The organism is Dehalococcoidia bacterium (assembly GCA_028711995.1).
Lineage (GTDB): Bacteria > Chloroflexota > Dehalococcoidia > SZUA-161 > SpSt-899 > JAQTRE01.
Genome location: JAQTRE010000034.1, coordinates 1 through 23,750, shown reverse-complemented (window position 1 = coordinate 23,750; position 23,750 = coordinate 1). Strand labels below are relative to the sequence as shown.

At 53.0% G+C, this 23,750-nt stretch carries 24 protein-coding genes; 21 read left to right on the top strand and 3 right to left on the bottom strand.

Annotated elements, in window-relative coordinates:
• From PHV74_06930 to rpoD, 3 genes are all read left to right on the top strand, one after another.
• The coding region (locus tag PHV74_06930) for a deoxyguanosinetriphosphate triphosphohydrolase (GenBank protein ID MDD5094094.1) at nucleotides 1–189 on the top strand (189 nt) is incomplete at its 5' end.
• Nucleotides 186–1,967, top strand: coding sequence for a DNA primase (gene dnaG, locus PHV74_06925; protein MDD5094093.1), 1,782 nt, complete (start codon nucleotides 186–188; stop codon nucleotides 1,965–1,967). The genes PHV74_06930 and dnaG, both read left to right, overlap by 4 nt.
• Before the next feature lie 21 nt (nucleotides 1,968–1,988).
• Nucleotides 1,989–3,554, top strand: a complete 1,566-nt coding sequence (gene rpoD, locus PHV74_06920; GenBank protein MDD5094092.1) for an RNA polymerase sigma factor RpoD — start codon at nucleotides 1,989–1,991, stop codon at nucleotides 3,552–3,554.
• Nucleotides 3,555–3,930: 376 nt separating this feature from the next.
• Here the strand turns inward: rpoD and PHV74_06915 are convergent, their stop codons facing one another.
• The gene (locus tag PHV74_06915) at nucleotides 3,931–4,617 is read right to left on the bottom strand and encodes a hypothetical protein (GenBank protein ID MDD5094091.1); all 687 of its coding nucleotides are present in this window, start codon (nucleotides 4,615–4,617) and stop codon (nucleotides 3,931–3,933) included.
• A complete protein-coding gene (tsaA, locus tag PHV74_06910; GenBank protein ID MDD5094090.1) occupies nucleotides 4,618–5,079 on the bottom strand; it encodes a tRNA (N6-threonylcarbamoyladenosine(37)-N6)-methyltransferase TrmO in 462 nt (153 codons plus the stop codon).
• A gap of 259 nt (nucleotides 5,080–5,338) precedes the next feature.
• On the opposite strand from tsaA, the gene PHV74_06905 reads away from it, so the two are divergent.
• The 3 genes from PHV74_06905 (at nucleotide 5,339) to PHV74_06895 (ending at nucleotide 8,111) form a co-directional block, all read left to right on the top strand.
• A complete protein-coding gene (locus PHV74_06905) occupies nucleotides 5,339–6,796 on the top strand; it encodes an ATP-binding protein (protein MDD5094089.1) in 1,458 nt (485 codons plus the stop codon).
• A 93-nt stretch (nucleotides 6,797–6,889) separates the two neighbouring features.
• Nucleotides 6,890–7,309 carry a secondary thiamine-phosphate synthase enzyme YjbQ gene (locus tag PHV74_06900; GenBank protein ID MDD5094088.1) on the top strand — a complete coding sequence of 140 codons (420 nt, stop codon included), beginning with the start codon at nucleotides 6,890–6,892 and terminating at the stop codon, nucleotides 7,307–7,309.
• Between the two features lie 40 nt (nucleotides 7,310–7,349).
• On the top strand, nucleotides 7,350–8,111 hold the full coding sequence (locus tag PHV74_06895; GenBank protein MDD5094087.1) for a SagB/ThcOx family dehydrogenase: 762 nt from the start codon (nucleotides 7,350–7,352) through the stop codon (nucleotides 8,109–8,111).
• Between the two features lie 99 nt (nucleotides 8,112–8,210).
• Here PHV74_06895 and PHV74_06890 read toward each other — a convergent pair whose 3' ends face one another.
• Entirely contained in the window at nucleotides 8,211–8,684 is a 474-nt protein-coding gene (locus tag PHV74_06890; GenBank protein MDD5094086.1) for a MaoC/PaaZ C-terminal domain-containing protein, read from the bottom strand.
• 402 nt (nucleotides 8,685–9,086) lie between these two features.
• Between PHV74_06890 and PHV74_06885 the strand changes: the two genes are divergently transcribed.
• From PHV74_06885 to PHV74_06815, 15 genes are all read left to right on the top strand, one after another.
• A complete protein-coding gene (locus PHV74_06885) occupies nucleotides 9,087–9,962 on the top strand; it encodes a MoxR family ATPase (GenBank protein ID MDD5094085.1) in 876 nt (291 codons plus the stop codon).
• 250 nt (nucleotides 9,963–10,212) lie between these two features.
• Nucleotides 10,213–11,385 carry a VWA domain-containing protein gene (locus PHV74_06880; protein MDD5094084.1) on the top strand — a complete coding sequence of 391 codons (1,173 nt, stop codon included), beginning with the start codon at nucleotides 10,213–10,215 and terminating at the stop codon, nucleotides 11,383–11,385.
• Between the two features lie 58 nt (nucleotides 11,386–11,443).
• A complete protein-coding gene (locus PHV74_06875) occupies nucleotides 11,444–11,797 on the top strand; it encodes an aminotransferase class I/II-fold pyridoxal phosphate-dependent enzyme (protein ID MDD5094083.1) in 354 nt (117 codons plus the stop codon).
• Between the two features lie 17 nt (nucleotides 11,798–11,814).
• Nucleotides 11,815–12,489, top strand: a complete 675-nt coding sequence (locus tag PHV74_06870; GenBank protein MDD5094082.1) for an aminotransferase class I/II-fold pyridoxal phosphate-dependent enzyme — start codon at nucleotides 11,815–11,817, stop codon at nucleotides 12,487–12,489.
• 7 nt (nucleotides 12,490–12,496) lie between these two features.
• Complete coding sequence (locus tag PHV74_06865) at nucleotides 12,497–13,312, top strand: glutaminyl-peptide cyclotransferase (GenBank protein ID MDD5094081.1); 816 nt, start codon at nucleotides 12,497–12,499, stop codon at nucleotides 13,310–13,312.
• Nucleotides 13,313–13,321: 9 nt separating this feature from the next.
• Nucleotides 13,322–14,680: a TldD/PmbA family protein gene (locus PHV74_06860; protein MDD5094080.1), complete on the top strand. Its 1,359-nt coding sequence runs from the start codon at nucleotides 13,322–13,324 to the stop codon at nucleotides 14,678–14,680.
• Between the two features lie 263 nt (nucleotides 14,681–14,943).
• Nucleotides 14,944–15,393, top strand: coding sequence for a thioesterase family protein (locus PHV74_06855; GenBank protein ID MDD5094079.1), 450 nt, complete (start codon nucleotides 14,944–14,946; stop codon nucleotides 15,391–15,393).
• A gap of 14 nt (nucleotides 15,394–15,407) precedes the next feature.
• Nucleotides 15,408–16,709 carry a TldD/PmbA family protein gene (locus PHV74_06850; protein ID MDD5094078.1) on the top strand — a complete coding sequence of 434 codons (1,302 nt, stop codon included), beginning with the start codon at nucleotides 15,408–15,410 and terminating at the stop codon, nucleotides 16,707–16,709.
• A gap of 947 nt (nucleotides 16,710–17,656) precedes the next feature.
• A complete protein-coding gene (locus PHV74_06845; protein ID MDD5094077.1) occupies nucleotides 17,657–18,883 on the top strand; it encodes a DUF4349 domain-containing protein in 1,227 nt (408 codons plus the stop codon).
• A gap of 15 nt (nucleotides 18,884–18,898) precedes the next feature.
• Complete coding sequence (locus PHV74_06840) at nucleotides 18,899–19,759, top strand: hypothetical protein (GenBank protein MDD5094076.1); 861 nt, start codon at nucleotides 18,899–18,901, stop codon at nucleotides 19,757–19,759.
• Between the two features lie 112 nt (nucleotides 19,760–19,871).
• Nucleotides 19,872–20,435 (top strand): hypothetical protein, encoded by a 564-nt coding sequence (locus PHV74_06835; GenBank protein ID MDD5094075.1) that lies wholly within the window; start codon nucleotides 19,872–19,874, stop codon nucleotides 20,433–20,435.
• 68 nt (nucleotides 20,436–20,503) lie between these two features.
• Nucleotides 20,504–21,199: a response regulator transcription factor gene (locus PHV74_06830; GenBank protein ID MDD5094074.1), complete on the top strand. Its 696-nt coding sequence runs from the start codon at nucleotides 20,504–20,506 to the stop codon at nucleotides 21,197–21,199.
• Between the two features lie 17 nt (nucleotides 21,200–21,216).
• Nucleotides 21,217–22,587, top strand: a complete 1,371-nt coding sequence (locus PHV74_06825; GenBank protein ID MDD5094073.1) for a HAMP domain-containing sensor histidine kinase — start codon at nucleotides 21,217–21,219, stop codon at nucleotides 22,585–22,587.
• Between the two features lie 288 nt (nucleotides 22,588–22,875).
• Complete coding sequence (locus PHV74_06820) at nucleotides 22,876–23,421, top strand: RNA polymerase sigma factor (protein MDD5094072.1); 546 nt, start codon at nucleotides 22,876–22,878, stop codon at nucleotides 23,419–23,421.
• Entirely contained in the window at nucleotides 23,418–23,654 is a 237-nt protein-coding gene (locus PHV74_06815) for a zf-HC2 domain-containing protein (protein ID MDD5094071.1), read from the top strand. The genes PHV74_06820 and PHV74_06815 overlap by 4 nt, the downstream gene beginning before the upstream one ends.
• Nucleotides 23,655–23,750 lie beyond the last annotated feature (96 nt).

Sequence of the window (23,750 nt, the reverse complement as noted above, 5' to 3'; positions counted from 1 at the left end):
ATGCCCGATGAGGCAGAGAGAGCCAGAAATGTGGTTCGCTTTCTTTACCGCCATTTTGTGGCAAATCCCGGCGAACTCCCCCCCGAGCTGATTCACTTGGGCCACGGAGTGGAGCGGGCGGCTGTGGATTATATTGCAGGCATGACCGATCTGTATGCCATTGATATGGCGGCAAGGGTCTTGAAATGAATATCTCAGAGGAAGTAAAACAAAGACTGGATATCGCAAGCGTCGTTTCCGGGTACGTCCAGTTGGGGAAATCAGGGAAAAATCTCCGCGGGCTGTGCCCTTTCCATACCGAGAAAACCCCTTCTTTCTTTGTATTTCCGGACCGGCAAACCTGGCGCTGTTTTGGCTGCGGGGTCGGCGGTGATGTGATCTCCTTTGTGATGAAGAAAGAGGGGCTGGAATTTGGGGAGGCGCTCAAAACACTGGCTCAAAGGGCAGGCGTTTCCTTGCCGGAAAAGAAAGCCCGGGTTGAGGTGGATGAACGGCTGCCGAGGCTCTATCAGGCCAATGAAGCGGCAGCAGATTATTTTCATCAGCTTCTGCTGACCTCAGCGGCGGCGGAATCAGCCCGAAAGTATGTTCAGAAACGCGGGCTTACGGAGCAGGCCATCAAGGCATTTCGGCTCGGATTCAGCCTCGATGATTGGGAACAACTGAAAAGGCATCTGAAGGGGCAGGGCTTTAGTGAAGCAGAACTGGTGACTGGCGGGCTGGCCACCGAGAAAGAAGGTCGTTGCTATGATCGGTTTCGGGGGCGGCTCATGTACCCGATCTGCAATATCAAAGGACAGGTGGTGGGGTTCGGGGCTCGTGCCCTGGATGATTCCATGCCCAAGTATTTGAATTCGGCGGAAAGCCCCATTTTCAAGAAGAGCGATATCGTGTACGCCCTGGACCGCGCCAAAGAAGCTATCCGGAGTGAAGGACGAGTGGTGATTGTTGAAGGATACATGGATGCCATCACGGCTCATCAATATGGATTCCTTAACGTGGTTGCCTCGATGGGCACCGCTCTGACGGACAGGCAAATCTCCATGATTGAGAAGCTGACCACCCATATCTATCTATCGCTGGACTCAGACGCTGCCGGAAATGCCGCCACGCTTCGAGGCATCGAACTTTTCCGGAGCATGCTCAAGCAGGAGACTGGAGGCGTACGTGGCTGGCTGGAAGGCGGGACTCAGCTTCGGGGCAACATCAATATCCTGTCGTTGCCGGAGGGGAAGGACCCGGATGACGTGATTCGGGAGAGCCCCGAAAAATGGCGGGAACTGGTCAATACGGCCCAGCCGCTGATCGACTACCTGTTCACCTCTACCGCCAGGGAGTTTAATCTGACCCGGTTAGAGGGGAAATCACAGCTTATCGAGAAACTGTTGCCCCTGATTGCAGAGATGAAGGATAGTGCCATGCGGGAGGCCTATCTCACTCGATTATCCCGGCTGACGGGTGTGAGCGAGAGGGTTCTGGCGGGCAAGCTGGCGGACCGGTTTTACAGAAAGGAACCGGGAAAACCCAAAAGAAAAAGCCCTGAGATATCTCATTCCTCTCGGAAAAACACCGGGGACCAGTTGGAGGAGTATTGCCTCAGCCTTTTGCTCCGGCACCCTTTGCTGAGAGAGCTGGCAAACGATATCTCGGCTGATCATTTTGAGTGCGCGCAGAACAGAGAGGTTTTTGCTGCCTGGCAAAAGACCCGCACAAGCGAGGACCTTTTGGGGGCGCTGGATGCGGAATTGCATGACCATGTCCAGAATCTCCTCGATAAACAAACACCACCCCTCGATAAAAGTGAGCAGGAGAAGGCGTTTGCGGATTGCTTTCGTCGCCTGAAAATGCGCAGTTTGAAATCCCAGTATGTTTTTGAGGCCGAATCGGCGTTAGAGGATGGTACGAATTTGGAGGAGGGGTCGGCACGGTTGATAGAACTTCAGCGTCGGCATGCCAGTTTGAGCTGATGATGTATTCAAGGAGGAACGGTGGGGACTGCAAAGAAAAGTCGCAAAACCAAAATTGAAGTAATAGAGGAACCTCGGGAGGCCGCGGAGCCAGAGGAAGATCTGGAAATCGAAGATGAAGCGATAGAACCTGATGACGATGACATTGATGTCGCATCTGAGCCAGACGTAGCGGACGAGGAGGTTATTGAGGACGAGCCCGCTAAAGAATGGATCGAGGAGCCTGCCGCTATTGAGATCGAAAAGTGGGCTGCGTCGGACTTTGAGGATGATGCAGAGATAGAGGAACCGGCTCTGGATCTGGAGGAGATGATTGACGATCCGGTGCGGATGTATCTCCGGGAAATGGGGCAGGTGCCGCTTCTGACCGGGGCCACTGAGAGAATCCTGGCGCGCCAGATGGACGAAGTCAGGCATATGGGGCGGATCGAAGCGGCATGGCATGAAAGATACAAAACTCCTCCCTCTACCATCAATATCGTCATGATGATATTGATGGAATTGGGTCAGGCGCTCAAATTTGTCGATATCTTAAGAACCGAACTGGGTCTTCCTGCTGAAGCTTCAGTTACAGAGATACTTAATGATCCGAAGTCGCAACAATCGCTTGACGGAGAAATAGATCACCGCTTGGTAATCGCCATAGCCCGTGAAACAGGTATTACCCCTGATGAGATCGAATCCACCCTCATTCATCTTTCTCTGGACCGTGACCTTGTGCCTAAGAACCTGATCCAGATTCTTGAGGAAGAAGGGCTTCTTCCCGAAATCGCAAACCCGGCGGCTGATTCCAGATTGTTTGCTATCCTGGCATCTCACGATAGAGAGCTTCAGCAGCACCTGCAAAAAATTCGGGATGAAGGTGAAAGAGCGAGGCATCATCTTATTGAAGCCAATTTGCGTCTTGTGGTGAGTATTGCCAAGAAATACATCGGAAGGGGTATGGCTCTTCTGGACCTGGTTCAAGAAGGCAACATAGGTCTTATCCGTGCGGTGGAAAAGTTCGATTATCGAAGGGGCTACAAGTTCAGCACTTATGCCACATGGTGGATTCGGCAGGCGATCACTCGAGCCATCGCGGACCAGGCGCGCACCATTCGAATTCCGGTTCATATGGTGGAGACCATCAATAAGCTGGTGCGCTTGAGCCGAAGTCTGGCTCAGGAATACGGCCGGGAGCCGACTGCCAAAGAGATTTCCAAGGAAATGAACATGCCGCCGGAGAGGGTGGAAGAGGTCTTCAAGATGACTCAGGAGCCCATATCTTTGGAGACCCCCATCGGCGAGGACAAAGACAGCCACTTAAGCGATTTCATTGAGGATGGCAAGGCCACGCCTTCCGAAATGGCTTCTCATCTATTGCTCAAAGAGCAGATTGAGGAGGTTCTGAGCGAACTCACTGAGCGTGAGTGTAAGGTCTTGCAACTCAGATTTGGACTTGAAGACGGCCGCGGCCGCACTCTGGAAGAAGTTGGGCGAGAATTCAACGTCACTCGTGAGCGCATTCGCCAGATTGAAGCCAAAGCACTCCGTAAGCTCCGGCATCCGACTCGCTCCAAGAAGCTCAGGGATTATTTGGAACACTAAACACGTCTGCTGAAAAACCTGGGGGATAGAGATATCCCCCAGGTCCACATTCTCCCAGTAACGCAGTGTAGGAGACGTGAATCTCAGTCAGATTCACTCTGAATGTTCAGGCAGTTTGCTGATTTAGCGAACCCGGGTAGAGTGGACTGTGCCACTCATGATCGGCTCGTTGATATAGATATCGCCGTTCCTGATCTTAATATTGAAACCGCAGTCCGGGTTGGTACAAGCCCATGCTTTGTAATGGACAGACGCGCCCTGTCCTCCGTAATCAGATAAAGGCACGAGATCACCTGTTTTGCACTTCTGACACTTGGGTAAGCCTGCATGTTCCACTAAATCCACCTCCGCCAAAGTAAGCGATTTTCAGTATACACTAAATACGTATTGACTGACAATGGGTTTGGGCTGGCCTGAATCTGCACATATCCTGGAGGCAACACCCCTCACAACGAGGGCGTGTACGACACGTATTCTTGCCCAGGCAGACCAGCAGGGCGTGATATACGTTGAAGAGTTTCTCATCGAGGGGGAGATTCTCCATGAAGAGAGCCTGCAGCGCTGAATAACTGTTGCCGTCGGGATAAAATCCCAGCCGATCCACAATTCGATGCGTGTAGGCGTCGATAACAAATATCGGCTTTTGGGCAGCATAGAGAATAATGGAATCAGCGGTCTCTGGCCCGATGCCGTAGATGGAGAGAAGTTCGTTGCGGAGTTGCGCCAAGTCGAGATCGAATAATGTCTGGAGCGAATCCTGGTGGCTCTCTGAAAGTCTATCGGCGAAGGCCTTTAGCTTTCGTGCCTTGACGTTGTAGTAGCCTGAAGGATAGATCAGGGCGGCCAGCTCGTTTACAGTAAGCCCTCGGATTGCAGCGGGGCTCAGTGCTTGCGCTTGCCTCAGATTGGCGATGGCCTTTTCTACGTTTCCCCAAGCTGCCGATTGCGTAAGAATGGCTCCGACGATCATTTCGAAAGGCTCTTCGGCGGGCCACCAATACTGAGGTCCGTAGCGGTTGAAAAGCCGCTGGTAGATCAGCTCCAGATTCTGCCGGATAGACATTTACGCCGGTTCATTCCTGTGGAGCTTGGCCACCCATTCGGGGAATTGGGCTTCAGGAACCGAATCGCCGGGGAGATACGGCTTGATATCCAGCACCGGGGTTTTGTCGATGGCGTCGAGCCCGATCACCCTCAGCGTATTCTCTTTTCGCTCCAGAAGCCGTACAATCGTCATTCCGATGCTGTTCGGCCGGTGTGGAGATCTGCTGGCGAATACGCCCACCAGCGGCATATCCTCCCGGCCTTGCGGATGCAGTTTGATGGGGGCATCTCCTGTGGCCTGGTGCATCCAGAAAAGCACGATCAGGTGCGAAAAATCCTCAAGCCCATCCAGAGAGGCGGCGAGATCGGGGCGGATGATGAGGGTCGATTGGATCTGCCCCCATCCGTGCCGCATCTTTTCCTTGATGTCGTTGCTGACTTCCCCGATGGGTTTGAGCGATATGTTCACTGGAGTGTCCATAGAGTCTCTGCCGGTGATAAGGGTTCTCTTCCCCGATCTTCTCAAGCATAGCAGCTACCGGATTTCAGTTCAACCAGCGGGCTTTTTCCTTCCCTCTAGCTCCCTCCCCCAAGTAGAGATGAAAGGTGGATTACTTCGTCGCTTTGCAGTTTTTTGCAAACACGGGTATTCCCTTTCAGGATCGGTTGCTTTTTCCAGACAGCGGTATTATGATTCACCATAAGTAAGGCCTAAGTTGCACATAAGAAGGAGGGATACTTTGGCCAAAATAACGCTCCAGACCGGACCGGGGGTTTTCGAGACGCTAGCCAGTGTGTGCCACAGTCACCGGGAAGCTGCCAAGCAATTTGTGGAGAACTCGGCCGACGCCATCCAGCAGTTGGGAACCGATGAGGGCCGCATATCAATCCGGCTGCAGTATGAAACCGCAAATGCCGAACCACCCGCCAGAACTCTGAAATCGATCATTGTCACCGATAACGGCATCGGCATGAGCCAGGAAAAAATGAAACAGGTCCTGCAGCATATCGGCGACTCTGAGAAGGTTCAACTGGCACTCAGAGGCGAGAAGGGGATAGGGATACTGGCGTTTTCTTTAATTGCCGAAGAATTACACATTGCCTCCACAGATATCGATGGTGCGCCTTCAAGCTGCCTGGTTCTGGAGCGTCCCTGGCTCAAGAGAGGAAGGGCCGAGATTCGGGAAAAATGCTCGCGCCACGAACATTCGGAAAGGGGGACAGCGGTCTATCTGGAAAATATTCTGCCCGAGGCCATGGATAAGCTGCGCAAGGACGGTTTCAAGGAATTCCTGGGCAAGGAGTTCGCCAGCGATTTGAGGCAAGGCCTCTATGCCATGTCTATCTCCGATAATCAGCACTCCGAGCCGGTTCCTCCCCAGAGATACCGCGGGATCAAGGCGATGTCTGCCACTCATGCTCTGGGCCGCCTCGGGTCGGTATCGATTGAACTCCATGTCCTGCCATGGGAAATGGCCGATGCTACCCTTAGCCTCTACGGACGCGGCGGCACACGAATTTGCCTCCTGACCGATCTCGATGATTTCAAGATTCCTCCCTGGACAGATAGGCGGATCGAGGGGTATGTCCGTTGCGATCAGTTGAAGCGCACTGCTTCCAAAACGTCGGTGGTCCAGGACCAGATATACCAGGCGTTTGTCTCTGAGCTTAATCGGATTGCCCCGGATGTTAGAGAGACCATCGATAGAGTCAGCGCCGATTCTCGTGAGCGGCGCTTTGAAGTGGTGATGCATAAAGCGGGCAAGCTGATCGATAAGTTCCTGCGTTATCGGGAAAAAGGACTGCTGGAAGACTTGCCATACCGATCGCTTATTACCATGCCTCAACAGAAGAAAGAACCGGTGATTGTGAACACGGATTCATTCAAAGCATCCTCTGAAAGGCCTGCCAGACCCAGACGTCCCGTGGAGACCCGTGCTCCTCACATCAGGCTTACTGCCCCTCCACAGGAGAGATCGTCATCTCGCAGTTGGTACGACCCCCAGAGCAGCTCGATTTACATCAACCGGGAGCATCAGGAGTTCATGCTGGCCCAGAAGGAAGATACCCGTTGCGTAAGGTATCTCTTCTCTATCTGGGTTAAGGAGAGCTTGTTGCAGGAATATGGCTCTGATGCGGAACGACTGGCCGATGAGATGGTGGGGATGTTGGCCGAGGCAGAGCCGCTGCTGTGGTAGCGTAGCGATCAGGGGTCAGCATTGGGAGTTCATCGCGTTGTTCTGGGTGTGCCGGGGTTTTTCCTATGTCCAAAAGAGGAGAGATTTGGCAAGATGAAGAGCTATCGAAAAGAGCTATTGTTCAACGTTCGGGGACGCCGAGATTTCATCAACATCACTTCTCAGGTGGAAGAATGCCTGAAGGAGAGCGACATCAGAAATGGGCTGGTGCTGGTCAATTCGATGCATATCACCTCTTCGATCTTCATCAACGACGATGAGCGCGGCCTCCATCACGATTTCGAGGAGTGGCTGGAGGGACTGGCTCCTCACGAACACGTCGGCCGCTACCGGCACAATCGAACCGGCGAGGATAACGCCGATGCCCATCTGAAGCGCCAGGTCATGGGGCGGGAAGTGGTGGTGGCTGTCACCGATGGGAAACTGGATTTTGGGCCGTGGGAGCAAATCTTCTATGGGGAATTTGATGGCGGACGTCCCAAGAGAGTTCTGGTGAAGATCATCGGCGAGTAAGCCAATCTCGTGACTCAAGACTTAGAGACGGAGGTCGATCATGGCAGACTCGGCAATGGAAAACGGTCGATCCTTCCTCAAGGACAGCATCCGCAAAAAGATCAACTTCAGGCGAACGGATCAGAATCGGGGGATTCCGCCTCCGCCAGTGGAGAAGTCTTTCGATCCCCAGGCTCATCGCATTGACTTGGTACCTCATGATCAGTTCAAAGACCTCCCCGGACTGGACGTCATGGCGGCGATTGGCAATCGAGAGAGCCGCCGCCGTTTTCAGAAAAGGCCTCTTTTGCTGAAAGAGCTTTCCTTTTTGCTCTGGGCCACCCAGGGTATCCGGCAGCGGTTGGATGGCGGGCATGCTTTGCGGATGGTGCCTTCGGCAGGGGCGAGGCATGCGCTGGAAACCTATCTGTGCGTCATCAATGTTGAATCGTTGGATTTAGGCTTCTACCGGTATTTGCCTTTGGAACATCAGCTTTTGGTGATGCTGAGAGATGAGGACGCAGCAGGGAAGATCGCACAGGCGGCACTGCATCAGGATTGGATGGCCGAGGCGGCAGTGGTATTCATCTGGTCGGCAATCCCTTATCGGATGGAGTGGCGATATGACATGGCGGCGCATCGGGTGATTCTCCTGGATGCCGGGCATGTATGCCAGAATCTGTACCTCGCCTGCGAAGCCATGGGCTTGGCTACTTGCGCGGTGGCTGCCTACGATCAGGAATCAATGGACCGACTGTTGGGGCTCGACGGCAAGGATGAGTTTGCCATCTACATGGCTCCGGTAGGCAGGAGAGCTGGCTGAACGCTTATCTATGGACAGGAGATTCCTCAGCGCTCGGAACTATTTCCCAAGTTAGCCCATGGGATAGGCCTTGGCTCCGATATGGGATGAGGGCCCGACCTATCGTTCTGGTCGCTTATCGACCAGGGTGGCGCTATTCATGGTCAACACGGTATCGCCATGCTGATTGATTAACCTGCAAGCGTAAGTCACGATACCGGCTTTAGGATCACTCCTTGACGCCCTTTTGGATGTTACTTCCGTGTGAAAGACTAACAAATCACCGGGGCGAGCAGGGGCTGCAAATTGAATGTCCTTCAAGCCCAGAGCTGCGATATAAGCCGTAGGAGTTGTTTTTTCACATGAGACTTCGTATGTGAGCCTATAGAGAATTGAAATCAGGTGATTACCGGTTGCAATCAAACTGCCAAATGTGCTATTTCTGGCGAATTCAGGATCGACATGATGAGGCCTTGGCATCCAAACATTGGCGAATTCAACGATTTCTTTCTCGGTGAGGAGATACTCTCTGGACTTGTACTTATCGTGGACTCTGATGTCTTCATAATACTCTGTAGAAGGGATATTGTTCATAGGTTTATTATACCGAAGCGGCAATCACTCTGGCCAATATCTTATCAGGGTGCTGAAAAAGTCTGACTCAACCCCCGATCTCGGTCGAGGGCAGGCCCCCTAACCCCCACTCGTTGGGGGAACTGTAAGGGCACGTTGCATTGTGGCCCCTACGGGACACCCCCAAACCCCCGGCAGGGAAGCGTCCCTGCGCTCTCTGAAATCCCTCTCAGTGAATCACGACTGTAAGTTATTCCCTGACCCCCGAAGCCTGAGCTCAACTTGCTCACGCACCGCTTGATCGGAGGTCCCGCAAGCCCCGTTCGGGTACACTCCTTTTTTTGTGCTGATTCTCCTTTCATGCTAAAATAGATGCGGCCTGTTGGAAGCAGGCCGCAAGGATACTCTAGGAGGAAAAACCGGATGCCAAGTCAAAACAAGGGATTCGATCAATTCAAGGGCTCGGCCGACTATGTGGCCTCGGCGCCTTTAAGGAACGCCGTCAACGTTTCTATCGCTCTGCAAAGGCCGCTTCTAATCCGGGGAGAGCCGGGAACGGGAAAAACACTCCTGGCCCACAGTATTTCCAAGGGACTGGAAAAGAGGCTGCTTACCTGGCATATCAAGTCGACCACCAAGGCCCAGGAAGGCCTTTATGTCTATGATACTGTTCAGCGTCTTAATGATAGCCGGTTCGGGGATCAGGACGTTGCCGATATCAAACACTATATCCGGCTGGGGAAATTGGGGGAATCGTTCGTCGATGTAGACCAGGTGGTGCTGCTGATCGATGAGATCGATAAAGCCGATCTGGAGTTCCCCAACGACCTTCTCAACGAGCTGGACGTGATGAGCTTCTATATTCCGGAGACCAGCCAGACCATTACGGCCCAGCACCGTCCCATAGTGATCATTACCAGCAACGCGGAGAAGGAGCTTCCCGATGCCTTTCTGCGCCGCTGCATCTTTCACTATATCGAGTTCCCGGATAAGGAGATGATGGAAATGATCGTCCGGGTGCACTTTCCCAATATTGAAAAGGACTTGCTGCGAGAGGCATTGAAGGTCTTCTATGCCCTGAGGAGCTCGGAGGATTTTCGCAAGAAGCCCTCCACCAGCGAACTTCTGGACTGGCTCAAAGCGCTGATGATCGGCGGGATCCCCCATGAGAAGATATCCAAGGATATTCCGTTTATCGGCACGCTGCTGAAGAAGGAAGTCGACCACGAGTTTTTCAACACAAACTATATGGGTCGACAGGCAGCCGGTGGCGGCCAGGCGGCGCGCTGGAGATACTAGGAACAGCGGGCGTCAAGAGTTTGAGTAGCCTTTCGGGGCGACCGTCCTTCCCCGAGGCAGCCTGTTGAAAAAGAGGTGAAGGATTCCTCCTTCCGTGGGCTTGGGGGTGTCCCGTAGGGGCCACAATGCAACGTGGCCTTACAGTTCCCCCAACGAGTGGGGACTAGGGGGTTGAGTCAAACTATTTCGACACGCTGCGAGGAATGAATACCTAGACCAATACGAATGTTAGACAAGTAGGTGTTAAACAATGTTTGCTGACTTCTTCTATACTCTTAGAAGAAAAAAGGTTCCCGTCACCCTCACCGAGTGGATGACCCTGATGGAGGCTCTGGCCAAGGGGTACATCACCAACCTGGAGGAGTTCTACTATCTGGCGCGGGCGATCCTGGTCAAAAGCGAGGCCCTGTTCGATCAGTACGATCTGGCTTTCCAGGAGTATTTCAAAGGAGTGGAAACCCTGGACCAGATTCGGGATGAGATTCTGGATTGGCTGAACGACCCCAAGAAGTTCGGCTCGCTCCTTTCCCCGGAAGAGATGCAGACGTTCCAGCAGATGGACCTTGAAGAGCTGATGCGCGAGTTCGAGAAGCGGATGCAGGAGCAGACCGAACTGCACGACGGCGGACATCACTGGATCGGCCGGGGGGGTACAAGCCCGTTCGGTCATTCGGGAAGGCATCCGGCTGGGATCCGGGTTGGCGGGGAATCCAAAGGCAGAAGTGCCTTGAAGGTAGCTCAGGAGCGCAAGTTCAAAAACTATCGCAGCGATCTGACCTTGGACGTCCGGCAGATCAAGGTAGCTTTGCGGGGATTGAGACAGCTGGGAAGGATCGGCCCGGCCGATGAGCTTGACCTGGAAAAAACCATCGATGCCACTGCCCAGAACGCGGGAGATATCGACTTGAAATGGAGGCGGAGTCGTATCAACGCCACCAAGGTGCTTCTCCTGATGGATGTGGGGGGATCGATGGCTCCCTATGCACAAACGTGCAGCCGGCTTTTTACCGCGGCGCATTCGGTCTCCCACTTCAAGGACTTCAAATACTACTATTTCCATAACTGTATTTACGATAACCTCTATGTGGATATTGAGAGGAGTGAGCCCACTCCCACTGAGTCGCTCCTGTTCAATCTGGATCGAGACTACAAGGTGGTGCTGGTGGGAGATGCACGGATGGCCTCGACCGAGCTGACCCATCAGAACGGCATCGTCAACTACTATGAAAGAAACGATCGGCCAGGGATCCTGTGGCTCAAGCAGATCGCCGATCACTTCAGCCACTGCGTCTGGATGAACCCGGAGGAGAAATTCTACTGGAATCACCCCACCGTTTTGATGATCGGCAAGATATTTCCCATGTATGAGCTCACGCTGGAAGGCCTGGCCCAGGGGATCAAAAAGCTGGTGGTGAAGAGATAAGGGGGCAACCACGGATAAGTACACTTTTGAGAAACTGATCCGGCACCATCTGACCGATATGAAGCCCTATGAGCCCATCGATCCGGTGGAAGTGCTGGCGCAGCGCGCCGGGATGATCGGGCCGGAAAAGGTAATCAAACTCGATGGCAATGAGAACCCCTACGGGTGTTCTCCGCGAGTTCAGCGGGCCCTGGCTCAGACCACCTCTTATCACATTTACCCCGATCCGCTGAACCGAGAGGTACGCCAGATTCTGGAAGGGTATGTCGGCGTGGGTAAGGAGTGCCTTGCCGTCGGCAGCGGGAGCGATGACCTGATCGACAACCTTCTGCGGATCACCCTTGAGGCGGGTGACAAAGTGATCAATTGCCCTCCGACCTTTGGGATGTATCCTTTCAGCACCGAGGTCTGAAGGGCGAGATCGTCAGTGTGCCCCGGAGAGAGGACTACAGTATCGATGTGAAGGCGATAAAGTCGGCCATCGATGATCGTACCAAGGTCGTTTTCGTCACTTCTCCCAATAATCCCACCGGCAATCTGACCCCGCAGACGGATATCGAGGCGCTTCTGAAGGCCGGTATCCTGGTCGTGGTCGATGAAGCCTATCACGAATTCGCTAAAGAGTCTGTTGTGTCCCTGGTGCGCGGCAATCCCAATCTGGTGGTGCTGCGGACCTTCAGTAAGTGGGCAGGACTAGCCGGTTTAAGAGTGGGATACGGCGTCATGTCGCCCGAACTGGTGGACATGATCTACCGGATGAAAATGCCCTACAACATCACCATTGCGGCGCAGATCGCGGTGAGAGAGACCTTCCGGGATATGGATTATATGCAGGGAAGGATCAATGCCATCATCGCCGAAAGGGATCGGATGTTCGCCAAGCTGAAGGCGCAGGGAATTCTCGATCCCATTGAGTCCCGATCAAACTTCATTCTCTGCCGGGTGCTCAAAGGCCAGGCAAGGGAAATCAAAGCGGGGCTGGAGAGAAAAGGTATCTTCATTCGCTATTTCGATAAACCCATGCTCCAAAATATGATCCGCATCAGCGTCGGCAGGCCGGAGGATACCGATGCGGTCATCGCCGCTTTGGCTGAGGTAGCGTGAGAATGGTATGAGATTCATTGTTCTGGCCATATGCGCAGGTTTATCGCTGCTGCTGGCATGCGGAAGCGATTCGGCAACCGTCTCGCCGAGCGTCACCGGCACAACCAACCCTACAGCAACTCCATCCCCGACACATTATACTTACCGAGTCATCAATACCTATCCCCATGACCGGGAAGCCTTCACCCAGGGATTGATATTTGAAGATGACGTTCTTTATGAGGGCACCGGTCAGTATGGTGGATCCTCTATCCGGAGAGTCGATCTGACAACCGGCCAGGTGTTGCAGATACGCGAACTCCCGGATGCGTTTTTCGGCGAAGGCATAACCCTGTCAGGGGAAAGGATTGTGCAGCTGACATGGCGTCAAAATAAGGGGTTTGTGTACAATGAGCAGACTTTTGATTTGCTCCAGCAGTTCACCTATTCCACCGAGGGCTGGGGCATCACTTCGGATGGAGAGCGTCTGATCATGAGCGATGGAACTGAGACGCTTCATTTTCTGGACCCGGTCACTTTTGAGGAAACGGCCCAGGTGCAAGTCACGGACGAGAATGGCCCGGTGACAAGGATCAACGAACTGGAATATGTCGAGGGGAAAATCTACGCCAATATCTGGGTAACAAACTCAATCGCTATTATCGATCCAGCGACGGGCTATGTTTCCGGATGGATAGACCTTGAGGGCCTGCTTGGCCCGGAGGATAGAGTCCAGCCGGTTGACGTTCTCAACGGGATCGCTTATGATGCCCAGAGGGGTCGATTGTTCGTCACCGGCAAACTATGGCCCAAATTGTTTGAGATTGAACTGGTGCCAAATTAAGGATAAGAAATGCGAGAAAAGATTGAATCTGCTCTGAAGGGACACGGCGCCGACTATGTTGAAATCCGCATCGAGGAGGCCGAGTCCACCCGGATTCAGTACCGGGATCGGAAGATTGACGATATCGGTCGAACGACTGGCCTTGGAGGCTGTGTTCGAGCCTTGGTCAAAGGAGGATGGGGGTTTGTCTCCTTCAATAGCCTCGACGACTTGAAAGGGAAAACAGCGCTGGCCGTAAAACAGGCGCGGCTGGTCGGCCGAGAGAAGAGTCTGCTTGCTCCCGTCGATCCCATAGTTGACTCTGTTGACCTGACCGTCAAGAAAGATCCCACTAACATCCCGTTGGCCGTAAAAAAGGAAATCCTCGATCGTTATAACGAGATCATCTGGAGCGCGCCCAAGGTGCAGACCTCCAGCATCGGCTATTCCGACGGACGCCGAAAAGTGATCTTCGCCAGCTCCGAGGGAAGCTATATCGAACAGGCTTGGCCCGACGTCACCCTCAGGATGGCGGTGATCGCTCGCGATGGCGGAGATGTCCAGCAGGCACACATGAGTCTGGGAAGCAAAGGTGAATTTGGCCTTGTAGAAGGGTTGGATGCCCAGGTCAGGGAGATGGCGCATCGCGCTTCGGAATTGCTCGCCGCCCCAAAAGTCAAAGGGGGAGAATACACCGTCGTCTGCGATCCGATCCTCGCCGGGGTCTTTACCCACGAGGCCTTTGGTCATCTCTCGGAATCCGATCATGTTTATGAGAATGACAAGCTGCGGGAGATCATGGTTCTGGGACGCAAGTTCGGCGAAAAGCATCTCAATATCGTCGACGGAGCGGCGGTCCCCGGATTCAGAGGGAGCTACAAATACGATGATGAAGGCACACCGGCCACCAAAACGTATTTGATAAGGGAAGGTATTCTGGTCGGCAGGCTTCACTCGCGGGAGACGGCGGCCAGAATGGGTGAAAAACCCACCGGTAATGCCCGGGCCATCAGCTATCAGCACCAGCCCATCGTGAGGATGACCAACACTTTCATCGAACCCAAAGACACCACATTCGAGCAAATGATCAGTGGGATAAAGGAGGGTGTCTATGCCCGGAACTGGTATGGCGGGACTACCTCCATGGAGATGTTCACCTTTTCTGCCGCGGAAGCCTATATGATTCGCAACGGAAAGGTGGCCGAACTTATGCGCCCCGTGGTACTGAGCGGAAATGTGTTTGATACCCTTCAGAATATCGATGCCGTCGGCAATGACCTGGATATGAATGAAGGCGGCGGCTGCGGCAAGCGCAGCCAATCGCCACTGCCGGTATCCAACGGCAGCCCTCACATCAGGATCAGGAAGTGCCTGGTCGGCGGGAGTTAGGAAGACGGAATTTAGGTTATCAGTGATCAGGCATCAGCACTTGAGAGAGTGCAGAGAACCATCTCTGCCGGGGTTTTAGGGGTATCCCCTAAATGTTGTTTTTCTTCCCCCAAGAGTGGGGGTCAGGGGGTTGATCAGAGTTTTCTATCTATACATCATTTGTCATTCCGGACCTGATAAGCCTGCCCCGTACTTGATACGGGGAAATTCACGTCTTATATTTGGATTCCCGCTTGTGCGGGACTGACATTGAAGGGAGACTTATGCCAAGAGTTCGAGTAGAATTGCCGGAGACCTTTGACTTTTCAGTTGACTTGCCCATACGATTTTCCGATATCAACGCGGGAAATCATCTGGCCCACAATGCCATTTTGACGCTGGCTCAGGAAGCCCGTTTGATATATCTAAAGCACCTGGGCTTTACTGATCTGGCTTATGTCATGGCTGACGCCGTCATTGTTTTCAAGGCACAAGCGTTCTATGGGCAAACACTTACCATAGACCTGTCGGTGGGCAATTTTGCTCCCAAGTCCTGTGACTTCATCTATCGGATCACCACTAAGGAGACCGGTATGGAGGTGGCCAGACTCAAAACATGCATGGTTTTCTTTGACTACAAGACCCAAAAATCGATCAGGGTTCCGGAAAAGTTCCAAGCGATCTTTGAGGACGGGAAGAATCGAACCGGCCCATCATGGGTCGACGAGCATTAATCCAGAGGTGAATTGTGGAAGAGCTATTAGCTAGGTCAGCCAGGGCCAGTGAAGGGGCCGAAATCTTCTCGGCGTCAAATCGTTCCACGCAGGCCTCATTTGAGGCCAATCGGCTCAAACAGGTGCAGACCAAAGAATCCGCAGGAACGGCGCTACGCCTGATCAAGAAGGGGCGCATCGGTTTTGCGGCTACCAGCCGGACCGATGGCCAGCGGGAACTCCTCGATATGGCGCTGGAGATGGCTCCCTTTGGCGCTGAAGCTAAGTTCGAGTTCCCCGACCCGCAGTCATATTCAAAGCTATCGGTTTTCGACGCGAACGTGGCGCTGGTTACAGAAGAAGCGATGGTCGAACTGGGGAAATCGATGATCGATCAAATCAGAGCCATGGAACCGGAACTGCTCTGTGACGCCTCGGTGAATCGATCGGTATACGAGATCACAATTGCCAATTCCAGGGGCGGAAATGCAAGCTATCAGAAAAGCGTCTTCAGCATTTCCATCGAAGGGGTTCTGGTTCGGGGAACGGATATGCTTTTCGTGGGCGATTATGAGAGATCCTGCCATCCTCTGGCCACCGCCGATAAAGTAGTCCAAGCCACCCTGGAACAATTGAGAAGAGCAAAGGATATCGCCCAATCACCAACGGCCAGACTGCCGGTTATCTTTACCCCGATGGGAGTTGCCAGCGCTTTGATCGCTCCGCTGGTTTCGGCATTTAATGGCAGGACCGTGTTGCGCGGGGCGTCCCCTGTGGGCCATCGAAGAGGCGAACAGGTATTTGCGCCCGGGCTATCCATCTGGGATGACCCAACCATCCCGTTCCGGCCTGCCAGCTCCATTTGCGATGATGAGGGGATTCCCACCCAGCGAACCGCCCTGGTGGAAAAGGGTGTGGTGATGAATTTTCTTTACGATCTGCAAACCGCCGGCGAGGCAAAAACCAAAAGCACGGGAAGCGCCAGCCGCAGCGTGGGTAGCTTGCCCGGTCCATCGACAAGCGCCCTCATCATCGATGAGGGCAAGGTAAGTTTTGTGGATCTTCTGGCCGATATCAAAGAGGGGCTGGTGATTGAGGAGTTGATGGGCGCTACCCAGGGGAATACTCTCGGTGGCGATTTTTCCGGCAATGTGCTGCTGGGCTATAAAGTCGAAAACGGCCGAATCGTGGGGCGGGTCAAGAACACCATGGTTTCCGGAAACGTCTATGAGCTTCTGAAGGAAGGGATTGCCATAGGCAATGATTCCCGATGGCTTGGGGGATCGATCAGGACGCCTTCTATCTTTTGTCCTTCCGTAGCGGTTGCCGCCAAGTAGGCGTGAAGCATTTGGCGCGCAGAGGTATGAATCCAATCCCACTTTTGATCAGGACTTCCCTAATCTAATCAAGCGGGAGTTCCCCGCCTGTGAAGGCGGGGGTGAGAGCCGATTCCTGCGAAGCAGGACAAGCTCCGCTTGAACCCGCAAGTACCACGCCTGTAAAGGCGTGGGTATCTATGCGCCCCTCAATGATAGCTTCCTGGGAGATATCAGTTGGAGTCCCAGAGGGAACAGGATCACTTTTGAGTGTAACCCCACGGGCTCACGCCCGTGGCACCTTGGGGAACAAGCCCTACCTATCGGCATTCACCCACGGGCTTACGTCCGTGGTCCTCTGCCAGCCTTAATAGACTCCCTGCAGATCACAGTAAGCTCTGATCATGTTGCAACACAAGTCAAACACTATAGCGCGCCGAATCAATCCATATAGGTGCTCGACACGCCGGGAGAATGAAACTGAGAACCTGCCAAGGCATACTGCCGAATAGCCATTTCCAACCGGTCTCCCGATGTTAGGCCCAGTCTACGGCATCGGCAAGACGCTCAAGTTCTTCACTTGCAATATGGCCCGGCACGCCCATTTGCGCGTCTGAATGCGGCGAGGATTGGTTGGGTGTCGGGCAGATATTTCCCACAAGTACCTCATCGCTTCTCCTGCCGAGCATCTTCTGCTTTTGATGACTCGTTGTGTTCAGCCCCTGGCATCATTGCTTTCGTCTGCTGTCTATGGTATACCTCTTCTATACGACATCTAGGCCCAATAACTGAGGCAGCCCGTGGGTATCTACTAAGGTCTGGATTCAAGTGATGACAGGATATCTGCTGATGAACAATGGGCCCGCTTTTGACAGCCGGGTGAGCAAAATCACCCCGACAAACGTCTTAGATTTAAGGGGAGAGCCCAGAGTTCTATGGGAACCGATACGATCTAAGGAGGTATGGAGATGAAAAGACTGGCTGTGGTGATTTCTGGTCTGTTGCTGGTATCGATATTGTTTTTGATAGCGGCCTGCAATACAGATGAGAATGATGAAGATTTGAGTTATCCAGCGACGACGGCTCCCAACTATGTGTCGGGAACCGGAATATCCCTTTCGGCCTCAGGATATACCGGGGTGAAGGGCGCACAGGGTCCGGCAGGTCCTGCAGGTATTTCCGGAGGGGAGTCTTCGCAAAGATATTCAACGGTAACTTTAGCGCCTGCTTGGGATGAAAGCACAGTCCCCACCACTAATTCTACGATCGATAGCCAACTCTTTGGCACCGACCGGATGATCGTTCGTACTGGAAATATTAACCTGAAGGTCAAGAAGGTATCCGAATCTCTGGACAGCATCAATGTCATCACCCAATCTCTGGGAGGTTATGTTGTTTCTTCCAACCATTACGGAGGGGAAAACAGCGGCTCTGCCAGTATATCCATCCGCGTGCCGGCAGATAAGTACGATACAGCCGTCAATTTATTGCGAGACCTGGCGGTGGAGGTTCTACAGGAAAATACCACTGCGAGTGATGTGACGGAGGAATATACCGACCTGGAGTCGCAGCTTCGAAATCTGGAGGCGACCGAAGAACAATACCTGGTATTGCTGGGAAAGGCAACTGACGTGCAGGATATGCTCAGTGTCGAATCTAACCTCTCCGATACGCGAAGCAGGATCGAGCAAACCAAGGGGCGCATGCTATATCTGGAACGGACCTCTTCGACATCGCTGATCTATATATCGCTTATACAGGATACTCCCCTGAAAGCAGAGTTCGCGGCCAGCAAGATAGTGGTTAGAGAGGGAGAAAAGGTTTATTTCCTCAACCAGACCGCTGGCGGATCTGAGCCTTTCGGCTATTCCTGGGATTTCGGAGACGGGAACTCAAGTTCTGAAATGAATCCCGCAATCAAATATGATCATCACGGCAAATATACCATCTCACTGACCATGACCGATGCCAAAGGGAACACGAGTACTCAGACCAAGTCTGATTATATCACCGTGGAGGCCGAGTCCGGATGGAGTGGAGGCGATACCGCGGAATCGGCTTGGGACGGTCTCGCGGCCGTTGGCCGGGGACTCGGAAGTTTCTTTATCTGGGTCGGCATTCTGGCTGTTATCTGGGTGCCGGTCGTGATCGTAATCTATCTGGCAGTTCGGCGTTTGAGAAAGAGCGTACCATGAGGTGGGAATTGGGGAGTGAATATCTTCATGAAAATGCACATCTGCGTTTTGCTGGTTCTGATAACGATGATGATATTGCCCTCTGCCGGATGCAGTGAGGAGGGGGCCAGCGGCCAAGCGGCAGGCCCATTGTCCATCATCGAAAAGGCAATTGACGCCAACAGCACGGTGGAATCCTATAGGGCTGTTTTTGAGTCAGCTTCGACCTTTAGGGGCAAAGCGGAGAACAATGTGTCTCATATCGAGTTTCTGTCTCCGGATCGATACCGGCAGACCTCGACCAATGAAGAGGACAGCACAGACGAATACATACGGATCGGAAACACGCAATACAGCCGGGACAGCGATCATAGCTTTTGGGCATTTCGCGAAGAGGAATCTGAAATCGAGTTTCCACCCCAGAGGCCGGGCCTTTTCATTAGAAGCGAGTTCTCAGATTATGTCGATAAGGTCAACTGGGAAGAATTGGCCAACGAAAATATCGATGGAACCGATTGCTTTCATTTCGTGGGTGAAGTCGATATGAATCTGGCGGTTGATGACATGATCGTCGAAATCGAGGAGGATCAAGGAGAGCTTGATGCGGAACAACTTCGCTACATGGACCAGATGCGACGGGCTGAACAAACGATAGTGCTCTGGATCGGGACAGACGATTACATTGTTCGCCAGGAGAGGAGCGTCTCCAGATCACTGGATCCGTTTCGTGCCGATGAAGAAGAACGATGGTTCGATGCAACGATGCTCATCCGCTACTATGATTTCAATGCGCCAATTCCCATCGAGGCCCCGGCTGATGCCAGGACCTGGGATGATTTGATGGCACCCACTCTGGTCCCTGAAGAAACAATAACACCAAAACTGATTGCGGAGTGAGCGCTACCTTGAGATGAAATCCTGTAAACCGTTTAAACCTTAACAGAGACTTAACACCCTCTGTGTTTTAATGAATTTGGCTGTACAGTCAAGTAATACACGGAGGGGAAAGATGATAGGAAAGCAGTTGTTTGGCGTTGGATTGGGCCTGGTCATAATAGCCGGAGGAGTTACAGGTGCTGTTGCTCTGGCGGATGGTCCGCAAAAGGCTCATATCGGCCCCATCGAACTGAAAGACGGCACTAATATTGAAGCTTGGGACGCAAGCGATATGCAGGAAGTCGGACAGATTCAAGCTGATTCGATCAGCTTGAATTACAGCGTGAGTACTGAGGTAGAAGCCCTTGGTGCAACCAACCCGGGCACGACGCCCTCGAACAGTACTGCCCCGGTTGATGACTCTCAGGTTGATACCGAATGCGTCTGTACTTTCAGTGTAGTCGAGGGTGAAGTTTCAGCGCTCTCATCTGAGGATGGAGTTGTCACTGTTATGGGTTATGCATCAGGAGATGTAAAAACGGGTCAAATCAGGGTTCAGTTTCCTGATGATTGCATCTGTCCTTGCATGCTGAACGACGGGCAAGGATTCCCGTTTCCTGAAGCAAAACCCACCGATACTCCCTGTCCGGAAGCTGCGCCGGTCTATCCGAATGTCACCCCGCTGAATCTGGGGTAGCATAGCTCTCGCCCTGATTGAACGGTGTGGTCCTCCATTGGCAAAAAACCGGATGATAAAATCATAGAGTGCGAATACTGATAATTGAGGACGAGATCGATCTCACCAATGTCCTTGCCGAAGGACTTCGAAAGCAAGGATATGCGGTGGACATCGCTTTCGATGGCGACCAGGGCTACGAATCTGCAACGGTTAACGACTACGATCTGTTGATCCTCGACTTGAATCTGCCGGGAATGGACGGATTGGAAATTTGCCGTCGGTTGCGAGTGAGCCGGCCCGATCTTCTGATTTTCATGGTGACTGCCCGCAGTCATCCCGCTGAGAGAGTGGCGGGTCTAGACCTCGGTGCCGATGATTATCTCATCAAGCCATTTGATTTCGGCGAACTTACTGCTCGCGTGCGTGCCTTATTGCGGCGAGACCTGCGAGGGCGGGATACCGTTATTCAACGGGGAAAACTCAAGCTTGATCCGATGTCCAGAACGGTCTGGCATGATAAACGCCGAATTGAATTGACTCGCAAGGAATTCGGCATTCTGGAATATCTCATGCGTCATCCCGGAGAGAACATATCGCAGGAAAGACTGCTGGAACATGTCTGGGATGCTGAAGCCGATCCATTTTCCGGTTCAGTACGCGTCCACATTCACTCGTTACGGCGAAAGCTCAGTGGCAATGGAACATCATCGGAATATATTGAAACCATCGTAGGGCAGGGATACAGGCTTGTCTCACCTTCTTTCACGGAGGATGCATTATGAGTCGATGGGGTTCCGTCATGAAATCGGTAAAGAGAAGGCTCACCTTAAGAGTGAGTCTTGCGCTCTGGGTGGTGGGGCTACTGCTAACAATCAGCATCGGATTGTTGGTTTTGGTCAATGTGGCAACTCCCATCACAACGACCAAAACTCATGTAATAACAGGGAAAGTACCTGTCACAGTGATGACAGCACAGGCCTCCGATGGGCCGGATATTCTCTTTGGAACTTCATCACTAGAGGGGGAGGCTGTTGCCCTGCCGCCAGAATCAGTGACTGTCACCTTCCCTGCCGGGACCACTTTCCCTTCAGAGGCAGTTTACCCATCACAAACTCCGCCTTCCTCTCCTCTGGATGAGGCGGTAGAAACGCAGTCATACACTGTCACCTCATACACCATTACCTTCCAGCCCACTGCCATAGATAAACTGACCGGAGTCTCAACCTCAGCCGTTCGGGAGGATGTCTTTCATGAGATGCGTGTTATCTCACTTATCGGGCTGGGAGTGATTGTCCTGCTCGGTGGGTTTGGCGCTTACTGGCTGTCCGGGAGAGCCCTCCGCCCGGTGCGGAAACTCGCGCAAGCGGCTCAAGGGATTGATGCCCAAACACTCGATACGCGCCTCAACCTGACCGGACCGGAGGATGAACTCAAGCGATTGGCCAACTCATTTGATTCCATGATGAATCGGTTGGAGTTGGCATTCGAAAAACAGGGCCGGTTTGTCGCCGATGCAGCCCATGAATTGCGCACTCCTCTGACCACGTTGCGTGCCAGCCTGAATGTTACCGCCGCTGATCCCAATTCCACGATTGGGCAGTATCGTGAGATGAGTTCGACACTGGAACGAGCCCTCACTCGGTTACAGCGATTGGTGGATGACCTTCTTCTACTGGCGACAGATGAACACTCTCTTCCGGATACCCCAATCGTTCTCGAACCGCTCCTTGAGGAAGCGATGTTTGATCTTAAACCACTGGCCGATCAGCATTCGGTGAATCTGAGGCTTACCAGTAACACGAGCAGTGATGGTCTGATGACACGCGGAGATTCGAAGCTACTGGTGCGTGTCTTCCACAATCTTATCGAGAATGGCATCCGTTACAACAAATCAGATGGAGAAGTTGCAGTAAGCGTTTCTGAGGAAGGCAGGTGGGCAACGGTCACCATAGAAGATAGCGGCATAGGCATCGCATCCGAACAATTGTCAAACATATTTGATCGGTTTTACCGGGTGGATGGTTCGCGGGCCAGGCACAGCGGTGGGGCTGGGTTGGGTTTATCGATTGCCGCTTATGTCGTAGGGTTGCACAAAGGCCAAATCGAGGTGAGAAGCACTGTTGGTGTCGGGACCGCTTTTATCGTAAAGTTGCCCCTTTGGGTAGCATGAGTTGAAGCTATACCTCTTGACCCTTTCCTGTGGAGTATCGCACCGTCACTTTGTTTTCGGAGAATAAGACCCCCCACCCCTACCACAAGGCTGAGTGATGTAACCCCTGCCAGCGTTCTCGATTGGCCAGAGAGAGCTGGCCTCAAGGCGTTGCAGCGAGACGTTTGGTTGCCTGTCCGTCTATCGCATGTCGGTACAATGATCTATTCCAGCGGACAATATTGCCGGGCTTGTCCGGTTTTGATGTTCCCAAGCATTATAGTATGAAGGAAAAAGGAGACGCTGTCTGTGGATGAAGCCCGGATCATAGAATCGATACGCCAGGGCCATATCGACGCGTTCGAAGAAATCGTGGAGCATTATCAGATGCCGATGGTGCGTTATCTGTATCGCTTGACCGGTGATTTCGCTGTGGCACAGGACCTGGCTCAGGACACCTTCTTCCAGGCATACCGCGGCATCGACAGCTTCAATACACACATTTCGTTCAAGGCATGGCTCTACCGGATTGCCACCAACAATGCGCGCCAGTATTATCGCCGAAAGCGCCGTATTCCATTTATCCCATTCAGCGATTATGGGAGACAGGCTGTTTCGGCGAAGGATTCCGCTCCAGAGAGGATCGAGCAGCAGATGGCTATCGAAGAGTCCTTGTTGGAGGTTCCTTACGATCAGCGAAAATGCATGGTGCTCCACTTCATTGAAGGATTCAAGTATGGAGAAATCGCCCTGATTGTGGGCATATCCGAGGAAGCGGTTCGCAAGAGACTGGCCAGGGGAAGCCGGAGATTCCGAGCAGCTTATGGAGAAATGTCAGGGGGTACCGGAGAATGAGATGCGCTGAGATGCAGGAACTCCTCTTCGCTTACGCTGCTGAAGAGTTGACACCGGAAATTCGGGGGTTGGCGGATAGACATTTGTCGGATTGTGCCGGATGTCGGCAAATGCTTGCGGCATTGGCCGAGGTTAGGCAACAGCTAGCTACCCTAAAAGAGGTCCCGCAATTCCCGGACCTCAGAAAAACTACGATGTCACGGCTAGCCCAACTTCCGCAGTTTCGAAGCTGACAGGTGCTTCTCCCGAACGTAAAGTTGGTACTACATTGCTTTAATTTTCATTCGCTGAGGGAGGTGCAGCCCAAGCATCTGGAGGAGAACTGCCTG

Bases quoted from the DNA above. Each gene is read 5' to 3' on its own strand.
- dnaG (MDD5094093.1), top strand. From the start codon at position 186: ATGAATATCTCAGAGGAAGTAAAACAAAGACTGGATATCGCAAGCGTC.
- PHV74_06915 (MDD5094091.1), bottom strand. From the start codon at position 4,617: ATGTCTATCCGGCAGAATCTGGAGCTGATCTACCAGCGGCTTTTCAAC.
- tsaA (MDD5094090.1), bottom strand. From the start codon at position 5,079: ATGGACACTCCAGTGAACATATCGCTCAAACCCATCGGGGAAGTCAGC.
- PHV74_06900 (MDD5094088.1), top strand. From the start codon at position 6,890: ATGAAGAGCTATCGAAAAGAGCTATTGTTCAACGTTCGGGGACGCCGA.
- PHV74_06895 (MDD5094087.1), top strand. From the start codon at position 7,350: ATGGCAGACTCGGCAATGGAAAACGGTCGATCCTTCCTCAAGGACAGC.
- PHV74_06890 (MDD5094086.1), bottom strand. From the start codon at position 8,684: ATGAACAATATCCCTTCTACAGAGTATTATGAAGACATCAGAGTCCAC.
- PHV74_06885 (MDD5094085.1), top strand. From the start codon at position 9,087: ATGCCAAGTCAAAACAAGGGATTCGATCAATTCAAGGGCTCGGCCGAC.
- PHV74_06880 (MDD5094084.1), top strand. From the start codon at position 10,213: ATGTTTGCTGACTTCTTCTATACTCTTAGAAGAAAAAAGGTTCCCGTC.
- PHV74_06875 (MDD5094083.1), top strand. From the start codon at position 11,444: ATGAAGCCCTATGAGCCCATCGATCCGGTGGAAGTGCTGGCGCAGCGC.
- PHV74_06865 (MDD5094081.1), top strand. From the start codon at position 12,497: ATGAGATTCATTGTTCTGGCCATATGCGCAGGTTTATCGCTGCTGCTG.
- PHV74_06860 (MDD5094080.1), top strand. From the start codon at position 13,322: ATGCGAGAAAAGATTGAATCTGCTCTGAAGGGACACGGCGCCGACTAT.
- PHV74_06855 (MDD5094079.1), top strand. From the start codon at position 14,944: ATGCCAAGAGTTCGAGTAGAATTGCCGGAGACCTTTGACTTTTCAGTT.
- PHV74_06845 (MDD5094077.1), top strand. From the start codon at position 17,657: ATGAAAAGACTGGCTGTGGTGATTTCTGGTCTGTTGCTGGTATCGATA.
- PHV74_06835 (MDD5094075.1), top strand. From the start codon at position 19,872: ATGATAGGAAAGCAGTTGTTTGGCGTTGGATTGGGCCTGGTCATAATA.
- PHV74_06825 (MDD5094073.1), top strand. From the start codon at position 21,217: ATGAAATCGGTAAAGAGAAGGCTCACCTTAAGAGTGAGTCTTGCGCTC.
- PHV74_06815 (MDD5094071.1), top strand. From the start codon at position 23,418: ATGAGATGCGCTGAGATGCAGGAACTCCTCTTCGCTTACGCTGCTGAA.